We start from the raw sequence: 14200 nt of genomic DNA, 5'->3' as shown, positions 1-14200 counted from the left end.
TGTGGGAGCGGGCTTGCCCGCGATGGCGGTGGGTCAATCAAATCCATGTTGCCTGACACTGCGCATTCGCGAGCAAGCTCGCTCCCCACATTTGGATTTGTGTGACTCACCGGATTTTGAGCTCAGCGAAAATCCCTGTGGGAGCGGGCTTGCCCGCGATGGCGGTGGGTCAACCAAATCAACAGTGCCTGACACTCCGCCTTCGCGAGCAGGCTCGCTCCCAAACTGGATTTGTGTGCCACGCTGGATTTTGAGCACACCGCAAAACCTTGCGGGAGCGGGCTTGCCCACGATGGCGGTGGGTCAATCAAATCGACGTTGCCTGACACTGCGCATTCGCGAGCAAGCTCGCTCCCACATTTGGATTTGTGTGACTCACCGGATTTTGAGCGCACAGCAAAATCCCTGTGGGAGCGAGCCTGCTCGCGAAAGCGGTGGATCATTCAGATCATCATTGACTGAAACTCCGCCTTCGCGAGCAGGCTCGCTCCCACAGGGGTCTAGGGTGTCGGGACTATTCGGGATACCCGGTGATTTTGCGGATGCTTTGGTACAGCGGTTTGAGCTGCCGGTACATGCGCAAATACACCTCTCTGTACAACTGCTCATAAACCTTCTGCGCCTCAGGCTGTGGTGTGAAGACCGCTCCAACCCGAGTCATCGCCGCAATGGCCGATGGAAAATCCCGATGCAATCCCAACCCCACCGCACAGCAAATCGCCGCCCCCAACCCGGACGCTTCATACACATGCGGGCGCTCGGCCGGCAGGCCGAAGATGTTGGCGGTCAGTTGCATGGCGGCGTCGCTTTGTGAGCCGCCGCCGGCGACGCGCAGGCGTTTGATCGAGACCTTTGAACGTCGCTCGATGTTCTCCATGCCCTGGCGCAGCGCGTAGGCCAGGCCTTCGAGAATCGCCCGGTAGATGTGCGCGCGGGTGTGTACGTCGCCGAAGCCGATCATTGCGCCTTTGGCTTCCACGCCCGGTTCGCGGATGCCCGGTGACCAGTACGGTTGCAGCATCAGACCCATCGAACCCGGCGGCACCGCGTTGACCAGCGCGTCGAACAGTTGCTCCGGCTCGATGCCCTGCTCTTTTGCCTGCTGCATCTCGCGCAGGCCGAATTCGTTCTTGAACCAGCTGACCATCCAGTAGCCGCGATAGATCATCACTTCGCAGTTGTACTGATCGGGCACGGCCGAGGGGTACGGCGGGATCAGCGGGACGATTTCCAGGTAGCGCGAGCGGGTGCTGGTGATGGTCGCGGTGGTGCCGTAGGACAGGCACACCGTGCGCGCATCGACCACGCCTGAGCCGATCACCTCACAGGCCTTGTCGGCGCCGGCGGCAATCAGCGGCAGGCCTTCGGGAATGCCGGTGTGCCGGGCGGCTTCGGCGCTGATGTAGCCGAGGGTTTCGCCGGGTTTGTGCAGGCTCGGCAACTGCTCGGGGCGCACCGCCAGTGCCTGCCATTTCCAGTCGCGCGGCGCCGCCCATTTCAGCCGTTTGAAGTCGAAGGGCAGATAGCCGACGCAGCAGCCGACCGAATCGACGAAGCGTCCGCACAGGCGATGAGTAAGAAAACCCGAGAGCAGCAGAAACTTGTCGGTCGCCGCCCACACGTCGGGCTGATGCCGGGCGATCCAGTTGGCCTCGGCCTGGGCGCGGAAATAATCCACCGTCGCTTGGGCGCCGACCATTTTGAACAGCCAGCCCCACGGCCCTTTGATACTGCCCTCGACCTCAGCCTGACGTTGATCGAGCCAGACAATTGCCGGGCGCAGCGGTTTGCCCTTGGCGTCCACGTTGATCACTGTGCCGCGCTGGGTAGTCAGGGACACGCCGGCAATCTGCGCATGGTCGATGCCGGTCTGCTGCCAGAGTTGCTGGCAGGCCTCGCCGAGTTTCGCCCAGTAATATTCCGGATCCTGCTCGGCCCAACCGGGTTGCGTCGAGTAGTACGCCTGCAAGTCGACTTTGCCTTTGCCGAGCAGATTGCCCTGCAGATCGAAGAGCAACGCGCGCACGCTCTGGGTGCCGTTGTCGATGGCTAACAGGTATTTCATGGCGTGATCTCCGGCAAGCCGTGATCGCGCAGCCACAGCAAACGGTAGCGCTGGATTTCCGCCTGCCAGCGCTCATCGTCCCAGGCCAATCGCGACTGGCAGAGCGTGCGAATTGCAGGCAGATAATATTCACCACCGCGCGGCAGCAACAGGCCCAAACGGGTGCGGCGCAGCAGCAAATCATCCAGGTGCATAATCATTTCCGCCTCGCAGGCGAACGCCAGTTCGGCCCACAACGTATCGCTGGCGCCAACCGTCTCCAGACCGAGTTCGCCGAGCAATTGCGCCAGCCTCGGCAGGTCTCGACCGTGACGTCCGGCCAAGCGTCGCCATTGATTGCCGCTCAGTCCCGCAATTGTCAGCGGCGGCACAGCGGCGAACACCGGCGCGCCGTCATCGACAAAAGAACGCCCGAGCATCACCGCACACGCCTTGAGCACTTCGATCGCTTGCGGGCGAAATGTGGTCAGTTTGCCGCCGGCCAAAGTCACGCAACCCGTCTCCTGCCACAGCATATGTTCGCGGGTCTCGTTGGACGGTTTGCCCTGCTGCGCACCCGTCGCGCTGCCGACCACCGGACGCACGCCTGACCAGGTCGACAGCACATCGTCGACGCTCACTTCGGCGCCGGGAAATTGCTGCTGGCACGCGGCGAGCAGATAGTCGAGTTCGTCGCTGGAAATGCGCGGGCTGTGGTCTAGGTCTTCGCGGTGATCGAGGTCCGTGGTGCCGACCACCGTCGCGCCCTCCCACGGAAACACGAACACCGGGCGCCGATCGCGCTGATGTAGAAAAGTGAACGCCTGCGCCACCGGCAAACGCCAGCCCGGCAGCAACAGATGACTGCCGCGCAACGGTCGCAATTGCTTCGCTGACTCAACGGGACGCAAGCGCTCAGCCCAAGCGCCCGTAGCCACGGCCAGCACGCCAGAGCGCAATTGCAGCGTCGCGCCGCTCTCGCCATCTTCGATCTGAACCCCGCACACCCGCCCGCCTTCACGCAGCAGTTGCGTGACCCGCACACCATTGAGCACCACCGCGCCATCGGCCCGGGCCTCGCGCAGTACGCGCATCACCAGCCGCGCATCATCAGTCAGCGCATCGACAAAACAGCTGCCGCCGAGCAGGCCGTTTTCCTTCACCCCCGGCGCAAGAAAACGCAGTTGCTGGGCGTCATGAAAACGATGGTTGCGCCGCCCCGCCAGCGCGTCGTACACCGAGAGCAAGCCGCCCATGACGCGCGGCCCGGGAAAGCCGCCGCGATAGTGCGGCATCATGAAACTCATCGGCTCGACCAGCCCCGGCGCTTCGTCGAGCAGGCGCTGGCGCTCGCGCACCGAATCGCGGGTCAGGCGCCACTGGCCCTTGGCGATGTAACGCAAACCGCCGTGGACCATTTTCGATGATCGGCTGGAGGTGCCCCAGGCAAAATCGCGCTGCTCCAGCAGCAGACAACGCCAGCCCCGGCGCGCGGCTTCGCGGACGATCCCGGCGCCGCTGATGCCGCCGCCGATGACGATCAGGTCCCAGATATCATCCGCCAAGGTCGGCAGAATCTGCTCGCGCCACTGCGCGTTCCATTCCGCCGTCATGGCCGCGACTCTGGCAACAGCGTGCCCGGGTTGAGGCGCCCTTCCGGGTCGAAATGTTCACTCAGCGCCTGCAACGTCTGCATCGTCAGCGGGCCTTTTTCCCGTAGCAGATACGGCGCGTGATCCTTGCCGACGCCATGCTGATGGCTGATGGTGCCGTGGTTGTCGACGATGGTCTGGCTGGCCGCGTGTTTGAGCATCCGCCAGCGCGCCAGCGTCGCGGCATAGTCGGCTGCCGGGCGAAACACGTAGGTGGTGTAAATGCTCGATCCTTCGCCGTAAACGTGCGAGAGATGAGTAAACACATGCACGCGCTCGCCCTCGGCGGCCAGGGCATCGCGCAGGCTGTTTTCGATCAGGCTGAGCAAGTGGTCGACGTTGCTCCAGTCGGTGGCCGTTTCGAGGGTGTCCACCACGTAACCGGCGTTCCACAGGTTCTCGCGCAGGTAAGGAAAACGGAAGCGGTTCTGCGCCCACTTCTTGCCCAGCAGCGTGCCGGTGAATACGCCGCCGAAGGCTTTCAGATGCTGGCGCGCGTGTTTCAGCGACAGTGCGTTTTGCTGGCGATTGCCGGTGACGCCGAAGGTCAGCAGGCATTTGCCGTCGCCGGCGCCGCGCAGCTTGAGGTACTTTTCCAGCCAGGCGATCTGCTGCGGATGGCCGGCCAGCGCCAGTTGCGTTTCGGTTTCCACCGCGTTGGACAGGCGCAGCATCGACAGCGGTACGCGCGCCTGCGCCAGTTGCCGGATTGCTTGCAGCGCCTGCGGCCAGTCGGGCAGGAACACACCGTAGAAACGTTCGTCCGCCGGCAACGCGCTGACTCGCACTTTGACCTCGGAAATGATCCCGAAACGGCCCTCGCAACCGAGCACCATTTCACGCAGATCGGGACCTGCCGCCGACGCGGGAAAGGTTGGAATCTGCAGAGGCCCGGCGAACGTTTCCAGGGTGCCGCCGGCAAACAATTGCTCGATCCGCCCGTAGCGCAACGACTGCTGGCCGCTGGAACGACTGGCCACCCAACCGCCCAGGGTCGACAGCTCCCACGACTGCGGAAAATGCCCCAGCGTGTAGCCGCGCGCACGCAACTGGCTTTCCACTTGCGGCCCGCTGGCGCCGGGGCCGAATGTCGCCAGCAGGCTTTGTTCGTCGAGGTCGGTCAGGCGATTCATCCGCGCCAGCGACACCGTCAGCACTGGGCGCGCGGAGTTTGGTGGATTGATGTGTCCGGCCACCGATGTCCCGCCGCCGTAGGGAATCAGGCACAGATCCTGATCATGGGCGAGGGCCAACAATTGGCGGATCTGTTCGGCCGTTTCAGGAAACGCCACGGCATCGGGATAAGTACCCAGCGCGCCTTCGCGCAACGCCAGCCAGTCCGGCAGGCTCTGGCCGCGCGCGTGCAGCAGGCGATCGTGAGTATCGATGCTGTACAAGCGGTGCGGCACCAGGCGCGAGGTCGGCACTTGCGTCAACGCCGCTGCCAATGTCGCATCGGGCAATGCGCGGCCAGCGCCCAAGCGTTCGTGGAGAAATGTCGCGCCCTGGGCCGGCAGTTCGACCACCGTGCCTGCCTCTCCCCAGCCGTTCCAGCGTCGCATGCGTGTGTCCTTTTTCTGCCGTTGGATCAAGCTTGCATACTAGTCAGCGCTGGAGATCTGTCACGGTCGCATCCGGCCAGATCATGTAGCGAATGGCGCCAAACGTCCGGGCATTTACTTTCGCCGTGCAATCCACTTACCTTGCGGCATTCATTCGCTCACGCGCCGTCGATCAAAGGACCGCGACCATGCCATCGCTCGGCTTCACTTCCGTTCCGCCGCTGCTCAAATACCTGCGTCATGCCGAACAGTTGGGCATGGCCATCGAGCCTGCGTTGGCGGCGGCCGGGTTGCAGGCGCAGCAGTTGAGCGACAACACCTTGCGCCTGCCGGGTGAGGTTCACGAGCGCTTGCTGGATTATTTCTGCGAGCACTCGGGCGATGGGTTGTTCGGGCTGCATGCGGCGAATTTCGTCCTGCCCAATTCGTGGAGCGTGCTCGGTTACATCACCATGAATTGCGCGACGCTGGGCGATGCGATGAGCCGGATCATGCCGTTCGAAAAACTCGTCGGCGACATGGGCGTCAGCCGCGCCGAGGTGCAGGGCGAGCACGTGCATCTGATCTGGGCCTGCCGTTACCAGCGGCCACGGATTCGTCGGCATCTGGTGGAAAACGTGCTCGGTTCCTGGCTGCACTACGCGCGCTGGATCGCCGACACGCAGCTGTCGCCGGCCTGCGTATGGCTGGAGCATGCGCGGCCGGATGCGGTGACGCTGGCCGAGTACGAGACGTTTTTTGGTTGCCCGGTGCTATTCGATCAGGCGTATTCGGCGCTGGTGGTGCCGCTGGCTTATTTGCAGTTGCCGCTGCGCCAGGCCGATGCGCAATTGCTGCGAACCCTGGAAGAACACGCGATGGGTTTGCTGGCGACGCTGGAAGATGCGTCGCTGGCGCAGCAGGTGAAAAACATTCTGCGCGGTTTGCTCAAGGAGGGCTTGCCGCGCAAGGAGCAAGTGGCCGAACAGCTCAGCGTTTCGGTGCGCACGTTGCAGCGGCAGTTGCAGCAGGTCGGGACGTCGTATCAGCAGATTCTTGATGAGCTGCGTCAGGAGTTGGCGGAGCACTACTTGCTCAATAGCACGTTGCCGGTTCAGGACATTGCGCAGTATCTGGGTTTTACCGAACCGCGCTCGTTTCATCGCACGTTCAAGAGCTGGCGCGGGATGCCGCCGGGGGAGTTTCGGTTGCGGAATCGGCGGTGATGCTGATGGCCTCTTCGCGAGCAGGCTCGCTCCCACAGTAGTTCTCGGTTGTCTGCATTTCCGAGTTCACCGCAGATCCCCTGTGGGAGCCAGCCTGCTCGCGAAGGCGTCATTCGCCACACCGATTAAACACGTCTTGGCACAACCGTTTAAAGCCGCCAGACATTCAGCGAAACCACCCACAATTCCTTGCGCCGCTGCCTACGCCTGCGCCAGAATCCGCCGGCTTGTGCGCCTTGGGGCCTGCCGTTAACTTGATTCGGTCACTGATTTCTCAGTGATCGAGCTTAGCGGCTCGGACAGCATTCCGGTTGTACAAGTCCAATCCAGTCAGGCTCACGCCTGCACTCGATGGTGGCTGTGCGCATGGCATCTTCGGATGCACCGGGTTGAATGCTTACCGGTCCGCTAACTTGCGCACAGCTGCCTCCCTTTGCTTAGCGGCGAAACGGATGCAGCTTCATAAGAGGCAAGCATTCATGTTCAAAGTAACCCCAAACCCGCCACCCACCGACTCGGCATCCCCCTACGAATCCGCCGGCTCAAAGAAATTCCACGAAGCCGCCGACCGCGCCCTCGACCATTACCTCGGCCCATCCAGCGCCGAATTCATGGCCCCGCCCTACAAGTCCAACACGCTGTACATGGCCAATCCCGACGCCGACAACGAATCGCTGTTGGCCGACGCCTGCGAAACACTAGGGTCGGCGACGGTGATGCTCAACGATCAGGCGGGGCTGGTGAACGGCTCGCAGCGCAAGACGTTGCAGGGCATCGCGCAGATTGTGATGGTCGCGGAGATGGCAGTGAATCGGGTGCTGGATCGGTTGGTGCCGACTGATTGAGGGTTTTTGAGGAATTTGGTGTGGGCTGGTTTTTGTGGGGTGTCAGGGGTTGCCCCTCACCCCAGCCCTCTCCCAAGGGAGAGGGAGCCGACCCGGTTGTCTTGCGCTGTCCGTCGACCTGAAAGACCGAGTCGATTATGGATTCGACGCCATGCATTCAATTCGATTATGGATTCAGCACAGAACATTCAGGTCGGCGTAACTCCCGAGCATCCCGCAATCGGTCCCCTCTCCCTCCGGGAGAGGGCTAGGGTGAGGGGCTTTTGATCTCTGGCGCTAAATTCAAAGACTGATCGCATTGGTAAACACCAACCGATTGCCAAACGGATCGGCGATCGTCATGTCCTGACTCCCCCACGGCATCGCCTGAATCTGCGGATGCGAGAACTTGTAATCCTTGGCCATCAACTGCTGCTGAAACGCCTCCAGCTCATCGGTCTCGATACGCAGCGCCGAACCAGGGCAGGCATCGCCGTGATGCTCGGACAGATGCAGCACACACTCGCCCCGTGACACCTGCAGATACAGCGGAAAATTCGCTTCGAAGCGATGCTGCCAGTCGATCTTGAAACCGAGAAAATCGACGTAGAACTCGACAGCCTTGGCCTCATCGAAGATCCGCAGGATCGGGGTGGTTTTGCCGAAGCTCATGGGGTGCTCCCTGACTGATTGGCCCCACAGTGTAGACGGGGAGGATGTCAGCAAATCGGCTTGTGGATGGCTTTCTTTAATTGCAATGTGCCATCACTGTGACGCACACCACGAATCCTTAACGAAAGTGGTCGCGCAGGTCGCCCTGTCGCGCAAGAAACCGCCCTGCCCTCGCCCCATTCGCCTGTCCATCGCGATAACTCAACACGCCGTTGACCCAAACCCCGTCAATCCCCTGCGCCGCCCGCTGCGGATCGTTGAAATCGGCCACGTCACGCACGGTCGCCGGATCAAACAACACCAGATCCGCCCAATGTCCTTCACGAATCTCGCCCCTTTCCTGCAAGCCAAAACGCGCCGCCGACAGGCCGGTCATCTTGTGCACGGCGGTGTGCAGGGGAAACAGGCCAACGTCGCGACTGAAATGGCCCAGCACCCGTGGGAAAGCGCCCCACAGGCGCGGATGCGGGAACGGGTCTTCGGGCAGTCCGTCAGAGCCGACCATCGAAAGCGGATGGGCGAGGATTCTTCTGACATCGGCCTCGTCCATGCCGTAGTACACCGCGCCCGCCGGTTGCAGACGTTTCGCGGTTTCTTCCAGCGACAGTTTCCATTCGCCTGCGATGTCAATCAGGTCGCGCCCGCTGACTTCCGGGTGCGGCGTCGACCAGGTAATAGTGATGCGGTGGGCGTCGGTGACCTGCTTCAAATCCAGGGTCGAGGAACTCGCCGCGTACGGGTAGCAATCGCAGCCGACCGGATGGGTTTTCGCTGCCTCTTCCAGCGCTGCGAGCAATTGCGGACTGCGTCCCCAGTTACCGACGCCGGCGCATTTGAGGTGGGAAATGATCACCGGCGACTGCGCGTGTCGGCCGATTTGAAATGCTTCGTCCATCGCCTCCAATACCGGGGCGAATTCGCTGCGCAGATGGGTGGTGTACACCGCGCCGAACGCCGTCAGTTCTTCGGTCAGTTGCATGACTTCATCGGCGGACGCGTTGAAGGCGCTGGCGTAGGCCAGGCCTGTGGATAAACCCAACGCGCCGGCCTCGAGACTGTCGCGCAACTGCGCGCGCATGGCAGTGATTTCGCCGGGCGTTGCAGTGCGGAACAAATCCTCGAGGTGATTGCTGCGCAGCGCCGTGTGGCCGACCAGCGCGGCGACGTTCAACGTGGGATTGGCCGCTTCGACGGCGGCGCGGTAGTCGCTGAAACATGGATAAACAAACGCTGCGGCAGTGCCGAGCAGGTTCATCGGGTCCGGCGGATTGCCCTTCAAACTCACTGGCGAAGCGCTGATGCCGCAATTGCCGACAATCACCGTGGTCACGCCCTGGCTGAGCTTGGGCAACATCTCGGGTTGGCGGATGACCACGGTGTCGTCGTGGGTGTGCACGTCGATGAAACCCGGCGCCAGCACCCGGCCGGCAGCGTCGATTTCTTCGCTGGCGCGGGCGTCAGGCAGATCGCCGATGCGCTCGATGCGGCCATTGAGAATTGCCACGTCGGCCTTATAGCCGGGCGTGTTGCTGCCGTCGATAACCAGCGCGTTGCGGATCAGGGTGTCGCACTGCATGTCAGTCTCCCAGCGGCAGGTGATCGTCGCCGCCACGGTATTCGTCGAGGGCGAGTTTGATTCGCCGCAGACGTTCTTGATTGTCTTCAGGGCTGGCCAGCGCCAGTTCGGTGGCGAGCACGTCGATGGCCAGCAGCATGCCGTAGCGCGCCGCCGTCGGTTTGTAGATGAACGAGGTTTCCGCGCCTTGCAGCGGCAGCACGACGTCGGCCAGTTCCGCCAGTGGTGAATCGCCGCGAGTGATGGCGAGGATGCGCGCGCCGTAATTGCGCGCCAGCTCCACGGTTTCCAAAAGCTCCGGGGTGATGCCGGTCAGCGAGCAGGCGATCAGCACTTGCTCGGCGTTCAGACTGGCGGCGGTCACGCGCATCATCACCGCGTCATGACACACCGCAATCGGGTAACCGAGGCGCACCAGACGCACCTGCAATTCATCGCCGCACAGGGTCGAGCAACCACCCATGCCGAACGCGTGAATCATCCGCGCCTGGCTGAGCAATTTCACTGCGTCGGCGAAGCGCGATTCATCGAAACCGGCCAAATGCTGGCGCAGCGTGGTTTCGATGTCGCCGACAATCTGCCCGTAGAACGCCGACTGCTCGGGCGTGCCCGCCGGGTCGAGAAACCGGCTGCCAACGCCGCTGGCCTGGGCCAGTTGCAGACGTAGATCACGCAGGTCGCGGCAGCCGACCGTGCGGGCAAAGCGCGACAGCGTGGCGGTGCTGACCTCGGCGCGTTGTGCGAGGTCTTCGAGGCTGGCGCTGGCGGCAAAGCCGACATCGTCGAGCATCAACCGCGCAATGCGCCCCTCGCCGGCACTGAAGGAATCCTGGCGGGCGCGGATCTGGTAGAGGATGTCCATGGGCGGCGGGCTCCGGTTACAGCAGGTAGGAAAGGCCGACGGTCAGCGCGAAAGCGACCAGCGAAATCAGCGTCTCGAGCACGGTCCAGGTCTTGAACGTCTGCGCGACCGTCATGTTGAAGTATTCCTTGATCAACCAGAAGCCGCCGTCGTTGACGTGGGAAAAGATAACCGAGCCCGCGCCGGTCGCCAGCACCAAAAGCTCAGGATGTGGATAACCCAGACCGATGGCCACCGGCGCAACAACGCCCGATGCGGTGGTCATCGCCACGGTGGCCGAGCCAGTGGCAACCCGCATCAGCGCAGCGAACAACCAGCCCATGATCAGTGGCGACAGGTGAAATTCGTGAGCGAGGCCGACGATCTGATCGGTGACGCCGGCATCCACCAGAATCCGGTTCAAGCCGCCACCAGCACCGACCAGCAAGGTGATGCTGGCGGTGGGCGCGAGGCATTCGTTGGTGAACTTGAGGATCGATTCGCGGTTGAAACCTTGGGCAATCCCTAGCGTCCAGAAGCTCAGCAAAGTCGCCAGCAACAGCGCGATCACCGAGTTGCCAATGAACAGCAGGAACTGGTTGAACGCGCTGCCGGGGGTGGAAATCAGGTTAGCCCAGCCGCCGATCAACATCAGCACCACCGGCAGCAGAATGGTCGCCATCGTAATGCCGAAACCCGGCAATTTGTCGCGCGGCTCGCGCTCGAGAAATTGCTTTTCCAGCGGATTGTCCGCCGGCAATTGAATGCGCGGCACGATGAATTTCGCGTACAGCGGGCCGGCGATGATTGCGGTCGGAATGCCGATCGCGATCGCGTACAGCAAGGTCTGCCCGACCGAGGCCTGATAGGCCTGCACCGCGAGCATCGCCGCCGGGTGCGGCGGCACCAGCGCATGCACCACCGAAAGGCCGGCGACCATCGGCAGCCCGACCATCAGAATCGACACACCAACGCGGCGCGCCACGGTGAAAGCGATTGGCACCAGCAAGACGAAACCGACTTCAAAGAACAGCGGCAAGCCGACCAGAAACGCGATGCAGACCATCGCCCAGTGCGCGTTCTTCTCACCGAATTTCTCGATCAGCGTGCGCGCCATCTGCTCGGCCCCGCCGGACTCGGCCATCATCTTGCCGAGCATCGTTCCCAACGCCACCACCAGCGCAATATGCCCCAGCGTCTTGCCGACACCCGCCTCATACGCACCGACCACCGCCGACGGCGGCATCCCGGCCACCAGCGCAAGGCCCAGGGAAATCAGGGTGATGACAATGAACGGATTGAGCCGGTAACGGGCGATCAACACGATCAGCGCGATGATGGCCACGGCGGCGTAGACCAGCAGCCAATAGCCGAGGGAAGGCGTCATGCGGTACTCCTCGAAAGGGTCACGTTCGAATGGGTTGTGAAACTCATAAATCATTTCGAGATAGAGTTTTCAAACCGCATGAAAGTAATTTTCGTGGAGAGACAAGGTGTGTCGCTGATGGGTATGGCGTGTCGTGATTAATGAAAATCGGAGGGCGGGATTTTCATGGCATTTCAAATCTCCACTTAACTCTGTGGGAGCGAGCCTGCTCGCGAGACCGCTTCACATTCACCCTCTTCATTGACTGACCCACCGCTTTCGCGAGCAGGCTCGCTCCCACAGTTTTGATCGCATTCCTCCAGTCAGAACGCAGTCAAGTTGTAGGAGTGAGCCCGCTCGCGATTGCGGTGGGTCAAAACAAGATCATTTGACTGACACGACGCATTCGCGAGCAGGCTCGCTCCCACAGTTTTTGATCACATTCGTTCAGGCAGAACGCGGTCAACCTGTGGGAGCGAGCCTGCTCGCGAATGGCTTCACTCGGTGCGCGCTGGACTCACACCATTTCGTTACGAATCCATTCCACCACCGACGTGCGCTTCGGCGTCCAGCCCAGCAGGTCGCGGGCGTGTTTGCCGCGTACGCGGCTGTTGGAACCGAGGCCGTAGTTGGCCATTTCGTAGCCCCATTCGGCTTCGGCGTCTTGCAATGGCCAGTCTTGCGGTTTGCCCAGATTGAGGGCTTCGGCCATGGCGGTGGTCATGTCGATGAACGAGGCTTCACCGCTCTCGACGAAGTAGAAAGTGCCGGGCACGTTTTTGGTCAGCGCCAGCTGATACAGGGCGACGACGTCTTCGATGTGCACGTTGGACCAGATGTTCTGCCCTGTTCCGACGTGGCGAACGACGCCGCTTTTGCGCGCCTGTTTCAGCAGTCGCGGCAGTTGCACGCTGTCGCGGTTGACGCCCAGGCTGTGGCCATAGATCAGGGTGTTGCAGATCACCGCCGAGTTCACGCCATCCTGCGCCGCCGCGAGCACGAGGTTGTCGATGGCTACGCGATCGGCCTTGTCGACAGTCGGCTCCGGCAGGTTGTCCTCATAGTAAATGTCATCGCTGGATTTGCCGCCGGAAGCGTCGCCGACAATGCTCGAACCGCTGGTGTGCAGAAAGACTTTGTTCGAGCCACGCAAAGCGTCGAGTAACGCTTCCACCGCACCGCGATGGTCGCTGCTGGCAGCGTTAATGACGGCATCGGCAGCGCGGGCCTGTTGCGCCAGCAATTGGCTGTCATCGAGGGTGCCGATTACCGCGTTCATGCCCAGTGCTTTCAGCTCATCAGCCTGCTCGGCGCTGCGCACCAGGCCGGTGATGTTGTGCCCGGCCTGCACCAGGCCGGTGGCGATGGAACCGCCGATAAAACCGGCCGCGCCGGTAACGAATACGTTCATGGAGGAACTCCCTGCGTGAATAAGTGATGCAGCGAGTATCGGCCGATGAACTCAGGCGAAAAACCCGCCCTCGGCCAATTCACTCTTGCGCAGGGATCACGAATCAGTCTTTGAATTCGGCGCTGGCGTAGGCGGCGAGTTTGCCCTGGATAAAGTCGAGGAAACACTGAATGCGCAACGCCAGTTGCGAGTTGCGGTAGTACACGGCGTTGATCGGCTGGCGGTAGCCGCTGTTGAATTCACCGAGCAGGACTTTCAGGCGCCCGGCACGGATGTCGTCGATGGTCATGAAGTGCGACAGGCAGGCAATGCCCTGCCCCTCCAGCGCCAAATGGCGCACGGTTTCGCCGCTGGAAGCGCTGATCACCGGGTTGATCGGCCAGCGGTCGCCGTGCACATAGCGCAGCGGCCATTGGTTGAGGCCTTCGTTCTGGGTAAAGCCGAGCAACGTGTGTTCGCTCAAGTCCGCCACTTGGCGTGGCGCGCCGTGCTTTTTCAAATAGGCGGGGCTGGCGACGATCATTAATGGGCTGCAACCGAGCGAACGCGCATGCAGCGTCGAATCGGCGAGGGTGCCGATGCGGATGGCGACGTCGGTGCTTTGTTCCAGCAGGTCAATGATCAGGTCGTTGCTGTTGAGTTCGAGCTGAATGTCCGGATACAGCTGCCGGAATTCGTCGATGTAGGGGACGATGGCGTGGAGCATGAACGGCGAGGCGGCGTTGATGCGCAGGCGTCCGGACGGAGTTTGCTGGCGCGAAGACAGACGCTCTTCGAGTTGATCCATCTGGTCGAGAATCAGCTTGGCCTGTTCGAAGAAATACTTGCCCTCCTCGGTCAGGTCCATGCGCCGCGTGGTGCGGTTGATCAGCGTGGTGTCGAGCTTGGCTTCGAGCTTCGACAGCGTGCGACTGACGGCCGACGGCGTCTGGCCGACCTGCTCGGCGGCGGCGGAAATCGAACCGCACTCGATCACGCAGACGAAAATCTGCAACTCATCGGATCTGGCTTTCACGGGTGTCCTCGCTGGAATCGCCGATCGCAGCC

General features: G+C 62.0%; 11 protein-coding genes. 2 read left to right on the top strand and 9 right to left on the bottom strand.

The window, feature by feature from the left end:
• Nucleotides 1-514: 514 nt before the first annotated feature.
• The 3 genes from D8U61_RS17010 to D8U61_RS17000 are packed head-to-tail and all read right to left on the bottom strand — an operon-like array spanning nt 515 to nt 5258.
• Nucleotides 515-2065, bottom strand: coding sequence for an FGGY-family carbohydrate kinase (locus D8U61_RS17010; protein ID WP_130927358.1), 1551 nt, complete (start codon nt 2063-2065; stop codon nt 515-517).
• Nucleotides 2062-3657 carry a glycerol-3-phosphate dehydrogenase/oxidase gene (locus tag D8U61_RS17005; protein ID WP_130927357.1) on the bottom strand — a complete coding sequence of 532 codons (1596 nt, stop codon included), beginning with the start codon at nt 3655-3657 and terminating at the stop codon, nt 2062-2064. Before D8U61_RS17005 ends, D8U61_RS17010 begins: the two co-directional genes overlap by 4 nt.
• Nucleotides 3654-5258, bottom strand: coding sequence for an FAD-binding oxidoreductase (locus D8U61_RS17000; RefSeq protein WP_130927356.1), 1605 nt, complete (start codon nt 5256-5258; stop codon nt 3654-3656). The genes D8U61_RS17005 and D8U61_RS17000 overlap by 4 nt, the downstream gene beginning before the upstream one ends.
• 188 nt (nt 5259-5446) lie before the next feature.
• On the opposite strand from D8U61_RS17000, the gene D8U61_RS16995 reads away from it, so the two are divergent.
• A complete protein-coding gene (locus D8U61_RS16995; RefSeq protein WP_130902749.1) occupies nt 5447-6463 on the top strand; it encodes an AraC family transcriptional regulator in 1017 nt (338 codons plus the stop codon).
• Nucleotides 6464-6942: 479 nt separating this feature from the next.
• Entirely contained in the window at nt 6943-7308 is a 366-nt protein-coding gene (locus D8U61_RS16990; RefSeq protein ID WP_130927355.1) for a DUF6124 family protein, read from the top strand.
• A 282-nt stretch (nt 7309-7590) separates the two neighbouring features.
• Here D8U61_RS16990 and D8U61_RS16985 read toward each other — a convergent pair whose 3' ends face one another.
• The 6 genes from D8U61_RS16985 to D8U61_RS16960 form a co-directional block, all read right to left on the bottom strand.
• Nucleotides 7591-7959: a glyoxalase superfamily protein gene (locus D8U61_RS16985; protein WP_016771789.1), complete on the bottom strand. Its 369-nt coding sequence runs from the start codon at nt 7957-7959 to the stop codon at nt 7591-7593.
• Nucleotides 7960-8077: 118 nt separating this feature from the next.
• The gene (locus D8U61_RS16980) at nt 8078-9535 is read right to left on the bottom strand and encodes a D-aminoacylase (RefSeq protein ID WP_130927354.1); all 1458 of its coding nucleotides are present in this window, start codon (nt 9533-9535) and stop codon (nt 8078-8080) included.
• A 1-nt stretch (nt 9536) separates the two neighbouring features.
• Nucleotides 9537-10397 carry a MurR/RpiR family transcriptional regulator gene (locus D8U61_RS16975; protein ID WP_130927353.1) on the bottom strand — a complete coding sequence of 287 codons (861 nt, stop codon included), beginning with the start codon at nt 10395-10397 and terminating at the stop codon, nt 9537-9539.
• Between the two features lie 16 nt (nt 10398-10413).
• The gene (locus D8U61_RS16970; protein ID WP_024011491.1) at nt 10414-11763 is read right to left on the bottom strand and encodes a GntP family permease; all 1350 of its coding nucleotides are present in this window, start codon (nt 11761-11763) and stop codon (nt 10414-10416) included.
• A 496-nt stretch (nt 11764-12259) separates the two neighbouring features.
• Entirely contained in the window at nt 12260-13153 is an 894-nt protein-coding gene (locus D8U61_RS16965; protein ID WP_130927352.1) for an NAD-dependent epimerase/dehydratase family protein, read from the bottom strand.
• Between the two features lie 103 nt (nt 13154-13256).
• On the bottom strand, nt 13257-14168 hold the full coding sequence (locus D8U61_RS16960; RefSeq protein WP_125927153.1) for a LysR family transcriptional regulator: 912 nt from the start codon (nt 14166-14168) through the stop codon (nt 13257-13259).
• Between the last annotated feature and the right edge of the window lie 32 nt (nt 14169-14200).

This window comes from Pseudomonas sp. Sample_14 (assembly GCF_004307515.1).
GTDB lineage: Bacteria > Pseudomonadota > Gammaproteobacteria > Pseudomonadales > Pseudomonadaceae > Aquipseudomonas > Aquipseudomonas atacamensis.
This window is presented reverse-complemented; position numbering and strand designations above follow the sequence as displayed.

Coding starts and splice junctions, on each gene's coding strand:
- D8U61_RS17010 (WP_130927358.1), bottom strand. CDS start 2,065: ATGAAATACCTGTTAGCCATCGACAACGGCACCCAGAGCGTGCGCGCG.
- D8U61_RS17005 (WP_130927357.1), bottom strand. CDS start 3,657: ATGACGGCGGAATGGAACGCGCAGTGGCGCGAGCAGATTCTGCCGACC.
- D8U61_RS17000 (WP_130927356.1), bottom strand. CDS start 5,258: ATGCGACGCTGGAACGGCTGGGGAGAGGCAGGCACGGTGGTCGAACTG.
- D8U61_RS16995 (WP_130902749.1), top strand. CDS start 5,447: ATGCCATCGCTCGGCTTCACTTCCGTTCCGCCGCTGCTCAAATACCTG.
- D8U61_RS16990 (WP_130927355.1), top strand. CDS start 6,943: ATGTTCAAAGTAACCCCAAACCCGCCACCCACCGACTCGGCATCCCCC.
- D8U61_RS16985 (WP_016771789.1), bottom strand. CDS start 7,959: ATGAGCTTCGGCAAAACCACCCCGATCCTGCGGATCTTCGATGAGGCC.
- D8U61_RS16980 (WP_130927354.1), bottom strand. CDS start 9,535: ATGCAGTGCGACACCCTGATCCGCAACGCGCTGGTTATCGACGGCAGC.
- D8U61_RS16975 (WP_130927353.1), bottom strand. CDS start 10,397: ATGGACATCCTCTACCAGATCCGCGCCCGCCAGGATTCCTTCAGTGCC.
- D8U61_RS16970 (WP_024011491.1), bottom strand. CDS start 11,763: ATGACGCCTTCCCTCGGCTATTGGCTGCTGGTCTACGCCGCCGTGGCC.
- D8U61_RS16965 (WP_130927352.1), bottom strand. CDS start 13,153: ATGAACGTATTCGTTACCGGCGCGGCCGGTTTTATCGGCGGTTCCATC.